10 protein-coding genes and 1 other RNA gene are annotated in these 13,508 nt (G+C 47.5%); 9 read left to right on the forward strand and 2 right to left on the reverse strand.

Annotated elements, in window-relative coordinates; translation table 11 throughout:
- Window positions 1-205: 205 nt before the first annotated feature.
- From EII41_RS11890 to EII41_RS11915, 6 genes are all read left to right on the forward strand, one after another.
- A complete protein-coding gene (locus EII41_RS11890) occupies window positions 206-943 on the forward strand; it encodes a DUF6261 family protein (RefSeq protein ID WP_124790767.1) in 738 nt (245 codons plus the stop codon).
- Window positions 944-1,747: 804 nt separating this feature from the next.
- Window positions 1,748-3,424: a sialidase family protein gene (locus EII41_RS11895; RefSeq protein WP_124790768.1), complete on the forward strand. Its 1,677-nt coding sequence runs from the start codon at window positions 1,748-1,750 to the stop codon at window positions 3,422-3,424.
- An 84-nt stretch (window positions 3,425-3,508) separates the two neighbouring features.
- Window positions 3,509-4,588, forward strand: coding sequence for a mannose-1-phosphate guanylyltransferase (locus EII41_RS11900; protein ID WP_124751879.1), 1,080 nt, complete (start codon window positions 3,509-3,511; stop codon window positions 4,586-4,588).
- A gap of 475 nt (window positions 4,589-5,063) precedes the next feature.
- A complete protein-coding gene (locus EII41_RS11905) occupies window positions 5,064-5,654 on the forward strand; it encodes a porin family protein (RefSeq protein WP_260425575.1) in 591 nt (196 codons plus the stop codon).
- A 22-nt stretch (window positions 5,655-5,676) separates the two neighbouring features.
- Window positions 5,677-8,139: a primosomal protein N' gene (priA, locus tag EII41_RS11910; protein WP_124790769.1), complete on the forward strand. Its 2,463-nt coding sequence runs from the start codon at window positions 5,677-5,679 to the stop codon at window positions 8,137-8,139.
- A 236-nt stretch (window positions 8,140-8,375) separates the two neighbouring features.
- Window positions 8,376-8,582, forward strand: a complete 207-nt coding sequence (locus tag EII41_RS11915) for a hypothetical protein (RefSeq protein WP_124790770.1) — start codon at window positions 8,376-8,378, stop codon at window positions 8,580-8,582.
- Between the two features lie 161 nt (window positions 8,583-8,743).
- On the opposite strand, the gene EII41_RS11920 is transcribed toward EII41_RS11915, so the two are convergent.
- Together EII41_RS11920 and rnpB are read right to left on the reverse strand one after the other, a co-directional pair.
- A complete protein-coding gene (locus EII41_RS11920) occupies window positions 8,744-10,108 on the reverse strand; it encodes a YihY/virulence factor BrkB family protein (protein ID WP_124790771.1) in 1,365 nt (454 codons plus the stop codon).
- A gap of 31 nt (window positions 10,109-10,139) precedes the next feature.
- Window positions 10,140-10,512, reverse strand: an RNA gene (gene rnpB / locus EII41_RS11925) — RNase P RNA component class A.
- Window positions 10,513-10,700: 188 nt separating this feature from the next.
- Here rnpB and EII41_RS11930 point away from each other — a divergent pair.
- The 3 genes from EII41_RS11930 (at window position 10,701) to EII41_RS11940 (ending at window position 13,437) form a co-directional block, all read left to right on the forward strand.
- Entirely contained in the window at window positions 10,701-11,321 is a 621-nt protein-coding gene (locus tag EII41_RS11930; protein ID WP_124790772.1) for a TetR/AcrR family transcriptional regulator, read from the forward strand.
- Between the two features lie 11 nt (window positions 11,322-11,332).
- Window positions 11,333-12,115: a hypothetical protein gene (locus EII41_RS11935; protein WP_124790773.1), complete on the forward strand. Its 783-nt coding sequence runs from the start codon at window positions 11,333-11,335 to the stop codon at window positions 12,113-12,115.
- Window positions 12,116-12,183: 68 nt separating this feature from the next.
- Window positions 12,184-13,437, forward strand: coding sequence for a hypothetical protein (locus EII41_RS11940; RefSeq protein WP_124790774.1), 1,254 nt, complete (start codon window positions 12,184-12,186; stop codon window positions 13,435-13,437).
- The last annotated feature ends 71 nt before the right edge of the window (window positions 13,438-13,508 follow it).

Below are 13,508 nucleotides of genomic sequence, written 5' to 3' on the forward strand. Positions count from 1 at the left end.
CAGCATGTTTTGCCCCGTTGTTGTACAACAACGACCCTTAAACAGCATGTTTGACCCTGTTGTTGTACAACAACGGCATAAATTAATGTTTTTTATGGAATGAAAGTGGTAAAATACGTTCATTATTCAAATGATTATCGTATATTTATGCCCGAATAGCGATCAATGAACTATTATGATGTAAAATTTTAAAAGAGGAGGCGAAATGAAAACATTAGAAGCTTTGTATGTTGCCCGCTTGCAACAGATGGAATTGATTCCGATGTTACGTGAAACGGTGTCCGACACCGAGAAGAAAGCAGCCGTGCTGCTGGGAACCGATGCGCCGCTGAAACGGTATCTGCACAATGTGAAAGACGGGATCGACCCGTTCGAGGTCGTTACCCGTAATCCGCAAAAAGACCCGTACACTCAGGTGCTGAACGAAAAAGACCGCCTGCGCGATGTGGCCGTGAGCCGCTTCGGGCGTAAGCTGCAATACTATGAGTATGCCGAAAAAGAAGCCGAACGGAAAGCCTTCGACGCGCTCGACGCGCTTTGGGCGCACCATCGCAGCCTGCCCCGGCTCAATGTGAAGAAGCAGACGGGAGCCACGGACAACTTCCTGAACGACTTGACCAAGGAACCGTATGCCTCGGCTATCTCGACGCTCGGCATGCAGCCCGAAGTCGATGCCGTACGCGCCACGAACAACGATTACCGCGCGGCAGCGGCCGACCGTCGCGCCACGACAGCCGAGCAACCCGTGGCCGACATCAAAGCGATGCGTCGCACGCTCGTGGCCGACTATACGGCGCTCTGTAACTACATCGTCACCATGGCCAACGCCTATCCCGACGATGTGGCGTGGGACGAGCTGCTGACGGCCATCAACGTCGTACGCAAACGCTATGCCGACCTGCTCGCGCGTCGCGCCGGCACGAAGAAAGACGAGCAGTCGTAAGAAAAGACGACCGTAAGCGACGGGGCGGGGGAGTGCCCGCCCTGTACGGAAGGTGAATGAACGCATGGAGGCCGGATTGAAAATTCAAGTTTCGATCCGGCCTCTTATTGCGCTTCTTCAGGGCTGTTTGAAGCATTCAGCGGTCAGTCCTTCGGGTGTTGATTCGTTGAGTTGTTTAATTGTTGAGTTGTCAGTCAGCGGTCAGCATTTAACCACAAGTTGCACAAGTTATGACAAGTTACACAAATTTTAATTCGCGTTGATTTGCGCTATTTGTGTTCATTTGCGTTCGGACATCGTCATTTGTCATTTGTAATTCTTATCAGCGGTCAGCATTTAACCACAAGTTGCACAAGTTATGACAAGTTACACAAATTTTAATTCGCGTTAATTTGCGCTATTTGTGTTCATTTGCGTTCGGACATCGTCATTTGTCATTTGTCATTCGTAATTGATTTACGCGTTCGGAACATCGTCATTTGTCATTCAGAGCGTCAGCGAAGAATCTCTTTTGGAGGGTGAGATTCCTCACTTCGTTCGGAATGACAAGAGGAGGCGTTCGTAATTCTTATCAGCGGTCAGCATTTAACCACAAGTTGCACAAGTTATGACAAGTTACACAAATTTTAATTTGCGTTGATTTGCGCTATTTGTGTTCATTTGCGTTCGGACATCGTAATTCGTAATTCGTCATTTGTCATTCGTCATTTGTCTTACCGCGTTTCTTTGCGTTCGTCGTTTCGACGAAATTTGGAATAAAAACGGTACTTTTGAAGCGTCAAAACGAAAGACAAACCTATTTTTATGATGAACAGGAAAATCTATGCGGCCGCTTCTCTGCTGATGGCCGCTCTGAGTGCGTCGGCACAGGTGGCCGGTACCGATACGGCTGTGATGGCGCCCCGCGTGGTGGGGGTACCGCCGAGCGACGCTTATATCGGTCTGTCGCTGCTCGAAACGGGAGAAATCAGACATTACAACTATGGCGAACAGGCCGAACCCGGCTCGTTCTATCTGTCGAGCGTCGATAAAGGGTTTACATGGAAGCGCGTCAATACGCCCGCCGACATTCCTTTTGCCGACACGCGCAGCCCCCTGAGCGGCGAATACCTTCGCCTGATCGCCGCTCCCCGCATGGGAACGTATGCTCTACGTACCGACGGCGGAATTAACGGAAACCGTACGCTCACCAAGATATCGGACTCGATGGCCATCATGCTCAAACCGCCTGTCTTTATCCGCGGCGGCAAGCGGGTGGTGGTAGCCGGACATTACGGCCTGCAACCGGGACTGCCGAAGGTCTGCTTCACTTTTGTCTCGGACGACGACGGACGCACGTGGCGACAATCTTCGTTCGTCTCTACGCCCGATCATCGGGGAGGGGGCTTCCATCAGGGAATCCGATGGAACCATGGCGCGGTGGAGCCGACCGTTGTCGAACTGAACGACGGACGGTTATGGATGCTCATCCGCACTTCGCAAGACCGGCATTATCAATCGTTCTCGCACGACGGAGGACTTACGTGGGACGAAGCTACGCCATCGCCTTTCTACGGAACGATCACCATGCCGACTATCGGCCGACTGCGCGACGGCCGGCTGCTTTTCCTCTGGTCCAACACCACGCCGCTGCCCGAAGTAAACAATACCGACGGCGTGTGGGACGACGTCTTTACGAACCGCAACGCTATCCATGCCGCTCTCTCGGACAATGACGGACGCACGTGGCACGGTTTCCGTGAGCTTTATCTCGATCCGCGACGCGACGCGCCCGACTTCGGCACCGCTTCCGGTATCGACAAGAGCGTTCACCAGAGTCAGTTCGTCGAAACGGATCCTGGTCGCGTGCTCGTCTCGCTCGGACAGTCGGCGCGTCACCGTGTCATGCTGATCTTCGATGTCGACTGGCTCATGGCGCGAAGCCGCTATTGCGACTTTTCCGACAGCCTTCGCCAATGGTCCGTTTTCAGTTATTATAAAGGCATCGTCGGACATTGCGGATACAACCGCACACCCGGGTGCGCGCTCGTCGACGGACGGTTGCAGGTGCGCTACCTCCCGAACGATTCTCTGCTGACCTCCCTTCGCGGCGCGGTCTGGAATTTTCCCGCTTTTCGCAAGGGACGCTTTACCGCTTCCCTTCGCTTCAACGACCTCGCCACAAAAGGACACCTTTTGCTCAACGACCGGTGGTTCAACCCCACCGACAGCGTCGCGCGTCATTATGCGCCGTTTGACGTTCCGTTAAGTCCCGAAACGCTTAAGATTCGCGATAACAAGCCGCACCTGATTCGTATCGACTGGAACCTCGACAAGAAACATCCTGCGGCCGAGGTCTATGTCGATAACCGGAAGCGTCTGAACGTTCCGCTCCGCAACGCGTCGCAACACGGACTGTCATACGTCCATTTTCTGAGCGATACCCGCGCCGACGACAAAGGCTACGAAATCGAATGGGTAAAAGCAGAAGTCGGACGGTAATCTTTGGTAAGGAATAATATTTTTTTGTAAAATCAGACGAAATGTTCGATTCTTTCGTTTTCTTTGTAGAGAAATAATCGTATTATGGAGAATAATTATTGCGTAATTATGGGAGGCGGCATCGGAAGCCGCTTTTGGCCTTTCAGCCGGGAGAATAAACCGAAACAGTTTCTGGATTTTTTTGGCGTCGGACGATCGCTTCTGCAAATGACCGTCGACCGTTTTGCCAAAATCATTCCCGTGAAGAATATCTACGTCGTCACGAATGAACGGTATGCCGACTTGGTCAAGGAACAGCTGCCTCAGCTTCTTGACGAGCAGATTTTGCTCGAACCCGCGCGACGTAACACGGCTCCCTGCATCGCGTATGCCGCCTATCATATCAAGGCCTGTAATCCCAAAGCCAATATTGTGGTTGCTCCGTCCGATCATTTAATCCTCAAGGAAGAAGAATTTCTTGCGGCCATCCAAAAAGGGTTCGACTTCGTGAGCCTGCACAATGCCCTCGTTACGTTAGGTATCAGGCCGAGTCGTCCGGAGACAGGTTACGGCTACATTCAAAGCAGCGAAACGATGATCGGAGACTTTACGAAAGTCAAGACATTCACCGAAAAACCGAATCTGGAATTGGCCAAAGTCTTTATGGAAAGTGGCGAATTCTTCTGGAACTCCGGATTGTTTCTTTGGAACGTCGACACGATCTTAAACGCCATACGCAGCCATCTCCCGGATATATCCGCGCGTTTCGACATGGGGATGGGCATCTTCAATACTCCAGCCGAAGAGGCGTTTATCAAGGAACATTTCGCTTACTGCCCGAGTATATCGATCGATTACGGAATCATGGAGAAGGCCGATAACGTCTATATGCAATGTGTCGATTTCGGATGGGCGGACTTGGGTACGTGGGGATCGATCTTCGATATCGCTCCCCGTGACGAGGCCGATAACGCCGTGCTGAAAACAAGGGCTTTACTTTACGAATCGGAAAGCAATATCATCGCATTGGAAAATACGGACCGGTTGGCCGTCATTCAAGGGCTGAAAGAATATATTGTGGCCGAATCGGGTAATGTGCTGCTGATTTGCAAGAAAGACGAAGAGCAACGAATCAAGCAATACATGGCCGACGCACAGATCAAATACGGTCAGGAATTTAGTTAAATAACCGTGCGGCAAGGAGCGGAGGGCATTAAACGGTTTTATCGATTTCCCTATTTAACATCATCCGATATAAATTGAGAAGGGGTGGAGAAATTATTTTTCGACACAACCTTCTCATCGTATTATTTAGCTTTTACTACTATTACGAAAAAAGACGAACACGCATGAACACAAATTAAACGACAGTTTTTCACTTTCCCATGACCATTAGAAATTAATCTTGGCGTCTCTATCATATAAGTTGTGCGGTGTTATATTTAATTGTTATTCAGTGTTCAGCCAATAAACACCTCAACAATTCAACATTTCAACATCTTTCACTATTCACTTTTCGTTGACTTGCATTCGTAATTCGTCATTTGTATCGGTGTGTGAAATGAACCCTTTGGCTTGCGGGTTTGTTTATTGAACGGATTGTAATACCTTTGCAATCGAGTATAAATATTAATGATAGGAGATCATGATGATGAAAAAAATGAAATGGTTTTTATTGGCTGTCGCTTTGTTGGCTGCTCCGGCTATGCAGGCACAGTTGCGCTTTGGCGTGAAAGGCGGGGTAAACATTGCCTCCGTGAAGTTTAATCAGGATGTGATCGATTCGGAGAACATCACCGGATTTCATATCGGCCCGATGATTGAGATGGTGATTCCCGTAGCCGGTCTGGGGGTCGACGCGGCCGTAGTGTACAGTCAGAAAGGCTTCGGATTGAATGATAAAGGATACCGGAACGATTATATCGATGTGCCCGTCAATCTGAAGTACAAGATTATGTTGCCGCTCGTCAAACCTTACGTGGCGGCCGGCCCGTATGCTTCGTTCCGCGTGTCGGGCGACAAGCTCAGAAAGATCCCTGGAAGCATCAGTGAACAATTGAAAACAAAGAGTTTTGGGGCTGGTCTCAATTTTACGGCCGGTGCCGAGGTGTTCGATATCGTACAGGTGGGACTGACGTACAGTCTGGGGCTCACGGACAATTATGAAACGCTTGACACAAAGAACTTCGATGTTGTTTCTACCCTCGGTAAGCCGCATACGTGGATGATTTCGGCTGCCGTATTCTTCTAAAAGAAGATTCCCCGTAAAACGTATGAAATATGCGGATGTCATCCTGCCCTTGCCTTTGGCACAAACGTACACGTATGCGATTCCCGAAAGCATGGAATCGCGGGTGTGGCCGAACGGCAGGGTGATCGTTCCGTTCGGGGCCAAGCGTTACTATACGGCGATCGTACGGGAGGTACACGAGCGGCCTCCCGACGATTCGTACGCGGTCAAATCCGTTTTTACCACGCTCGATGAGGCGCCTGTCCTGCGCGACCGTCAGCTGCATTTCTGGGAATGGATGGCCTCGTATTACCTTTGTACGTTGGGCGATGTGTATAAAGCGGCTGTTCCTTCCGGCCTGAAACTCGGAAGTGAAACAGTCGTTTCGTTTTGCGACGATTTTGAGGCTACCCGGCCTTTGTCACCCAAATCGCAAACGCTGCTCGATACGTTGGCTGGCGAGAGCAAGCCGCAAACAGTAGAAGAGATTGAGAAGAAAACTGGCTTGCACAACCTGATTCCCACGCTGACGCAACTTGTGAAGCTGGGAGCCGTAACCGTTCGCGAAGAGCTTAAGCGAGGTTTCGTACCTAAGACGGAAGTTTACCTGCGCCTGTCTTCCCTGTATGAGAAAGAAGCCGATCTCGTCCCAGTGTTTGGATCGTTGAGGCGAGCGCCGAAGCAAGAGAAGCTGTTACTCTCTTTCCTCGATGAAACGAAACCTTTTCGAGGAGAGGGCAGACCTGAAATCTCTCGAAAAAGTTTCCTGAAAACAGCGGGTGCCGATTCGTCGGTGCTGAACGGACTGTTGCGGCGCGGGGTGATCGAGGCGTACCGGAAAGAGATCAGCCGGTTACATCTTACGTCGGCTCTACATCCGCCCTATCCTCTGAGCGCGGCACAGCAAGCGGCGCTTACTTCTATCAACGAGATGTTCTCGACGAAAGCCGTTTGCCTGTTGCACGGGGCGCCGTCGTGCGGAAAAACGGAAATCTATCTGCATCTGATCCTTTCGACGTTGCGGGAAGGGCGGCAGGCCTTGTATCTGTTGCCCGAGATTGCCGTCACGACTCAAATCACGGAACGGCTGGCGCGGGTGTTAGGCAAACGTCTGCTGGTGTATCACTCCGGGCTGTCTGACGCGGAGCGGGTGGAGGTCTGGAATAGACTGCTTGAGGCCGGCGAGCCGTTGGTGATAGTAGGAGTGCGCTCGTCGCTGTTTCTGCCGTTCTCCGCTCTGGGGCTGGTTGTTGTGGACGAGGAGCAGGAGCCGTCGTATAAGCAGCAAGACCCCGCACCCCGCTATCACGCGCGCAATGCGGCCATTATGCTGGCCTCGATGCACGGCGCCCGAACGCTGCTCGGCTCGGCGACGCCTTCGCTCGATTCATTTTATAACGCGAAGACGGGAAAATACGGGCTGGTCACGCTGTGTGAACGTTACGGCACCACGTTAGTCCCGCAAATTCATATCGTCGACGTGAAAACGTTGCGACGCAAAAAAATCATGAAGGAGACGCTGTTCTCTCCTTTACTGCGCGAAAAAATCGACGAGGCGTTGACGCACGGACAGCAGGTGATTTTATTTCAGAACCGGCGCGGTTTCGCTCCGATGCTGGAATGTAAGGCGTGTGGCTATGTGCCGCACTGCGTGAACTGCGACGTGACGCTCACGTATCACCACAGCCGGCATCGGCAGGTTTGCCATTATTGCGGTTATTCGCAGCCTGTGCTGTCGCGTTGCCCCTCGTGTGGGAGCACCGAGGTCAAGATGGTAGGCTTCGGTACGGAGAAGGTCGAAGAGGAGATCGCCACTTTGTTCCCTCACGCCGTTACGGCGCGCCTCGACCTCGACAATGCTCGTACGCGCCGCGCCTACGAACGTATTTTGACCGATTTTGAAGAGGGGAAGACACAAATCCTAATCGGAACACAGATGCTCTCGAAAGGATTGGACTTCGGGAATGTCAGTGTGGTTGGGGTGCTGAATGCCGACAGCCTGATGAACTTTCCGGATTTCCGTGCCCATGAGCGGGCTTTCCAGCTGATGATGCAGGTGAGCGGACGCGCGGGGCGGCGTGCCGGACAGGGAACGGTTATCATTCAGACATCACAGCCTCAACATCCGCTGCTGCGCATGGTGCAGACCTTTGACTACGATGGGATGGCGCTCTCGCAACTGGCCGAGCGCAAGCAATACTTCTATCCGCCTTATTGCCGCCTGATCACGGTCATCATGCGGGCGAAGAACGAAACGACGCTGAACCGGTTCGCGGCCATGTACAGCGAGCGGTTACGGGCAGATTTGGGAACGAACGTCATCGGGCCTTTCGTTCCACCGATAGGTCGTGTGCAGACGTTGTTTGTGCGCCAGATTATGTTGAAGATACCGCTTTCGGTTGCCGTGAAAGACGTGCGTCACACGCTCGAAGCCGCCCATGCGGCGATGCAGCAGATACCGTCGTTCCGTCAGGTTATTCTGCATGCCGATGTCGATCCGCAGTAGGCGCGGTACGACGTTTATCGTCTTCGAACCGGGAATTTCTTCTGTGTTTTTTAAGGGTTGTCCGATAAAACTCAAAATAAATAGCCGGAAAAAATGCGTTCGGGAAGCAGAGGTATTGATATACTTGATTTCATACCCTCATTCGATCGAATCGTCCCCTGTAGCTACGGTTCCCCCCCCCTCATGGATGGGTTTTACCCAGGGCAACCGCATCAAAATAGGGCTATCTTTGGGTTATGGATATACAAGATTATTTGGCATTGTTAAATCCCGTCATTCGTAATTGTTCATTAGCGGTCAGTCAACAACTCAACAATTTAACAATTCAACAATTCACCGCCTCTGTAGGGGGTATAAGGGCTGAAAGCCCGGATTATTTCAGCCCTATCCCGCAAGGGTGGGGGATCGACATCCAGACCTTGTTCGGAGGGCTGAAGGCCTGAATGAAATTCATGCTTATTTTTCTATTGCGGAATCTGGGGTTAAGAATAAATTTCCGTAAGCGACGCTGTTGTTTAAAATTGCACTTAACGAGACTTTTCAGGATATTTGTTATTTTAGCCGGACAGCTCATGACTGTTCGTGCGGCGAAAGATGACGATGGTTATAAATCCTTCAGCAGAAGATCCTTGTTGGGTAAGTAAAGTTCTTGTCGCTTATCGAGAAAGGTATGCCATTCTTTCCTGAACATCTCGTCCGTATCGATCTTGAAGTTTTCCGATCCCTGTTCGTCGATCTTTCGCAGCAAGAGGCCGACGGTAATCTGATGAATGTCGAAAGCCGGCTGGTAATGAACGATGCGTTCGTCGTCTTCGTAATTGACTTCGATCAGGATGCCTAACTCGGTCAACAGGCAGAGAATTTTTGTGGTAAGGCGGATAGGGATGCGGTAAGATTCCGAAAGTTCATTGGCTGTGTAAGGTTTTTCGCCTTGTTCGAAACGTTTTACGATCAGCGTGGCAATCAGGATCGCCAAAAAGTCGTGATACCGTCGACTGATATTTTTACTGTCGCGCTCGAAGCTGAACTTTTTCACGTTCTGCGAAGCATAAACGAGCTCGGCGCCGAACAGGCAGATCAGCCATGATACTTGCAGCCACAACATCAGCAAAGGCAGGGCGGCAAAACTTCCGTAGATGGCGTTGTATTTGCTGACCCAGATCTGTCCGCTGATGTAGAAGTTCTGGAAAATCTGAAAGACGCACCCGACGATAATCCCGGCTACCAACGCGTTGAGGAAGCGTACCTTCGTGTTCGGGACAAAGATATAGAGCAGTGTGAAGAACAGGCTGATGATCACGTAAGGCAGCAGGCTGAGTGTCAAATCGGCAATCGGAGTCAGGAAAATAAATTCGTTGAGGTAAGAGTTTCGGATCGTTGAAATAAAGATCGAAAGGCCACTTGAGCAGGTCATTAGTACGGGCAGGATGACGAACATGGCCATATAGTCGCTTACCTTGCGATGCCACGGACGATCTTTCTGCACTTGCCAAATGTCGTTGAATGTGCGTTCGATCGTAGAGATCAGGCTGATGACGGTGTAAAAGAGGAGAACAAGTCCTACTCCGATAAACAGTCCTCCTTTAGCCATGGAGAGGTAATTTTCGGCAAAATCGAGTGCCTTATCGATTTGAAACGACTGGCTGGGGAAAAAATCATACAGTCCTTTTCGTATGGTATCGCGAAAGCCGAATCCGCTTGCGATGCCGACAATGACGGCCAACAACGGTACAAGAGCTAATAGCGTGCTGTAGGTCAGTGCTGAAGCGCGTGTCTGCAAATTTTCGCTTTTGAAGCCGCGCACGGCCAGAATCACCGTTTTGGCTACGTAAATATAGGATCGGCGTAACCCGCTCATTTCGTTTTCGGTCATCCTCCAAATATCGTAGGTGACGAAGCGAATCAGTGATGAAACGCCCTCGCTAATTCGCGTAAAGAGCGATTTTTTAGTCGTCTTATTATCCGGCATCGTTATTGATAAAATGTTGTTTATTTGAAAGAAAGGCAGCCGACCTGTAAGCCGGGTTCTGTACTCCGTCACCCAAAAGGGAAACGAAGCGTCTGTCATTTATCTTGGCTTACCGTTGCCGGCAAGCTCCTTGCAGTCTACCCCCCGACATTGGACGAGCCGCCCTCCATCGTCGGTATACGTGACCTTACAACCCATCAGACGTACGGACCTCCCGTATTCCGACGGGAGCGGTAAGCTCTTACCTTACCTTTTCACCCTTACCTCACCTTGCGGTGCGGCGGTTCTTTTCTGTTACGTTACTCTGCCCTCGCGGACAGCTTCCCGTTAGGAAGGATGGCGCCCTGTGTTGCCCGGACTTTCCTCTCATCCCCAAAGGAATAAGCGACAGACCGGTCTGCTGCCAAAACACAAAGATAGTGGAAATAATCGATTCAACGATGCGGGTCGCTAAAAAACGTGCGCGTAAATTCAACTAGCAAATGCAATACGAAATAAAAAAGAAGATAGAAATTTGGAGAATTCATCATGTCATTGTAATTTTGCCAAAAACAAACCGACCAAACGGTCTCTATTGTATTTGAGGTAGATTATGAGTAAAACTGATAAAAAGAGTCAAGTTATTGAAGAGGCATTTAAATTGTTTTTGGAAAAAGGCTATGACGCTGTTACTATTGCAGAAATTGAACAAGCTGCGAATGTCAGTCGCGGACTTATTTTTCATCATTTCAGCTCAAAGGCCGATATTTTTAAGGCAACTGTAGATCGATTTGTTTTTTCTCATTTGGGAAGCCTGCCATATTTTTCTAAAGAGTTAATTTCTTCAAAAAACCCGTTGCGGACATTCATTACTGTATATCTTGAACACATCAGTTTAAGAATGCGCACAGCCACAGAGCAATCGGAAGATATCACCAGATCTCCAATGAATTATTTTAAGCTATTCCTCTCCTTAAAAGGAAACTATCCTGATGTAGAAGAAAAAATAGAACAATATGAATGTAAAGAAACAGAATTATGGAGCAAAATCCTACAACTGTCTGTCGAGCGTAAAGAAATAAGACCTGATATTGACCTGCCAGAAGTGACATCAATCTTTATTCATTCTTATTATGGTTTATCTTTTAGACAGTCACTTTTACAGGGATTGGATATCGCTTCTTTAGAAAAACTTTGGATGTGGATATATAAGTATATATGTGCAACGAATTAAAGAATTGTGCTATGAACAACAAAAGAGAAGATTTGATACGAGGTGTTGACTCGATAATTTTAGATGAAATCAAGAGGGATCTTAAAAAAACAATAATACACATGAAAATGAAGTTTCTTTTTATCTTAATGATTGGCATAATGCCTTTTTCAGTACTGGCTCAAGAAACAGACTCGCTGAAAACAAAGTATCTGCCGGAGGTCATAGTTAAGGCCGAGTTGCAGAAGACTTCGGCTCAGTCATCAGTAATTACGCCTACGATGAGGCAAAAGAACTCTGCACAAAATGCAGTGGATCTTCTCCGTAAAATTGCAATGCCGCAAATAAGCATCAATCTGATGAATAATGCAATCACGACTCAGACAGGTGACGGTGTAGTACTATTTATCAATTTTATTCCGGCATCGAAGGAAGACATTGAAGGTTTGTTGACTACTGATGTTAGAAGAGTAGAGTATTTAGATTTTCCCACCGATCCTCGATTTCAAGGTCATGAACATGTGATTAATTTCATTGTTCATAAGTACGAGTATGGAGGATATACAAAACTAAGTGTCAAAGAGAATTTTCTCACCGGACTTTCCAGTAATGTTTCACTCTACTCCAAATTTGCTTACAAAAAGATGATTTATGACCTCTATGTCGGTGCATCAAATCATAATCTTCACAATATAGGAGCCTCTACAATAGGCACATATTCTCTTCTTGATAGTAATGGAGATGCAGTTCCATTACAAGAAAAGAGCTATTTGATAAAGGAGATTATAAACAAAACACGTATCCGATTACGCTGAGGGCGATATATGATTCTAACAATATCCAAATAGCTAATACGGTAGGTTTTTCTTATGGAGAAAAGCCAATGGCAAAGACTTCTGGTACCCTTTCTTACGAACCTGATAGAATAGACTCCTATTTCTTTACAAAAGACAACCCTACAAATCAGCGATTTATCACTTGGAATGGTTATTACTTTTTTGCTTTGGCAAATGCTCTACGACTGAGTGTAAGTCCCTATGCAAGTTATAGCTATGTTAATGATAATACTTTGTACTCTATCACAATGCCAAATATGACTCCTATTGAGAATAATGCAGAAGAGAATCAGTACAGATATGGTATAAGTGCAACTGCCTCTAAAGATATAGCAAAGCGACAAAGAATCTTTTTGCGAGGCTATTATGGCGAAAATCAAAATGATGTGAAATACACAGGCTCCTCTCCTTATAACAATAAGTTTGTATCTCGTTTTGCCGGTAGTACTATAGGATATAATTTATCCAATAGTAGGTGGAATCTGAGTACAGATATCTCTCTACAATGGGAGGAAAATAAGATTAATACTAAATCAATTAAGGAACTCTATCCTCTTTTTAATTTTTCTGCAGGATTCTCTCCATCCTCTATGCACTCTTTCAAGACTTACTTTCACTATGGATCTAATTATCCGGGAGCTAGTATAAAAAGCCCAAATATTCTAAAAGATAATGAATTAATGTATGTCGCAGGAAATCCCAATATAGGTTTATCACGCCAATTCACCTATAATCTATCATACAATTGGATTCCTAGTAATAAGTTTTCTACATCTCTCTATTGTCAGTATTATGGGGAGCTAAATTTATATGTGCCTATCTTTGAACATTACGATAATGGTCAAGCTTTGTTGAGACGCTATGATACGGATGCACAGTATCATCGCACACAGATAGGAACTTCATTTAATTACAAATTACTTGACGGCAAGTTACAACTTGCAGCATCTCCATCAGTGACATTTTTCAGATTCCTAGGCTATTATGATATGACTAAGACACCATTCTATTTTAAGGCATCTGCTGTATATCATCTCAATGATTTTTACTTCCAAACAGCATATCAAACTATGTTTCGTACTATACAAGGGAACAGAGCGGTCTATTATGAAGATAGAGACTTTTGGCAACTGCAAGTTGGATGGAGTAAGAATAACTTTAATATTCGTTTGAGCGCCAATAATCTATTCCGAAGTGACTGGTTGACTTCTACAGAAACACTCAATAGCTCTCTATACTCGGAGACTAGACATTTAGAGGGTAATAATTTTCACCGTCGTCTCAATTTGTCTTTTATTTAGTCGTTCCTTATAAAATCAACTTATGCCACAAAATATATTTTATGCTTCCGGAAAAACCAACCGAAAATAAA

This window comes from Tannerella forsythia, assembly GCF_003860135.1.
Lineage (GTDB): Bacteria > Bacteroidota > Bacteroidia > Bacteroidales > Tannerellaceae > Tannerella > Tannerella forsythia_A.

Coding starts and splice junctions, on each gene's coding strand:
- EII41_RS11890 (WP_124790767.1), top strand. CDS start 206: ATGAAAACATTAGAAGCTTTGTATGTTGCCCGCTTGCAACAGATGGAA.
- EII41_RS11895 (WP_124790768.1), top strand. CDS start 1,748: ATGATGAACAGGAAAATCTATGCGGCCGCTTCTCTGCTGATGGCCGCT.
- EII41_RS11900 (WP_124751879.1), top strand. CDS start 3,509: ATGGAGAATAATTATTGCGTAATTATGGGAGGCGGCATCGGAAGCCGC.
- EII41_RS11905 (WP_260425575.1), top strand. CDS start 5,064: ATGAAATGGTTTTTATTGGCTGTCGCTTTGTTGGCTGCTCCGGCTATG.
- priA (WP_124790769.1), top strand. CDS start 5,677: ATGAAATATGCGGATGTCATCCTGCCCTTGCCTTTGGCACAAACGTAC.
- EII41_RS11915 (WP_124790770.1), top strand. CDS start 8,376: ATGGATATACAAGATTATTTGGCATTGTTAAATCCCGTCATTCGTAAT.
- EII41_RS11920 (WP_124790771.1), bottom strand. CDS start 10,108: ATGCCGGATAATAAGACGACTAAAAAATCGCTCTTTACGCGAATTAGC.
- EII41_RS11930 (WP_124790772.1), top strand. CDS start 10,701: ATGAGTAAAACTGATAAAAAGAGTCAAGTTATTGAAGAGGCATTTAAA.
- EII41_RS11935 (WP_124790773.1), top strand. CDS start 11,333: ATGAACAACAAAAGAGAAGATTTGATACGAGGTGTTGACTCGATAATT.
- EII41_RS11940 (WP_124790774.1), top strand. CDS start 12,184: ATGGCAAAGACTTCTGGTACCCTTTCTTACGAACCTGATAGAATAGAC.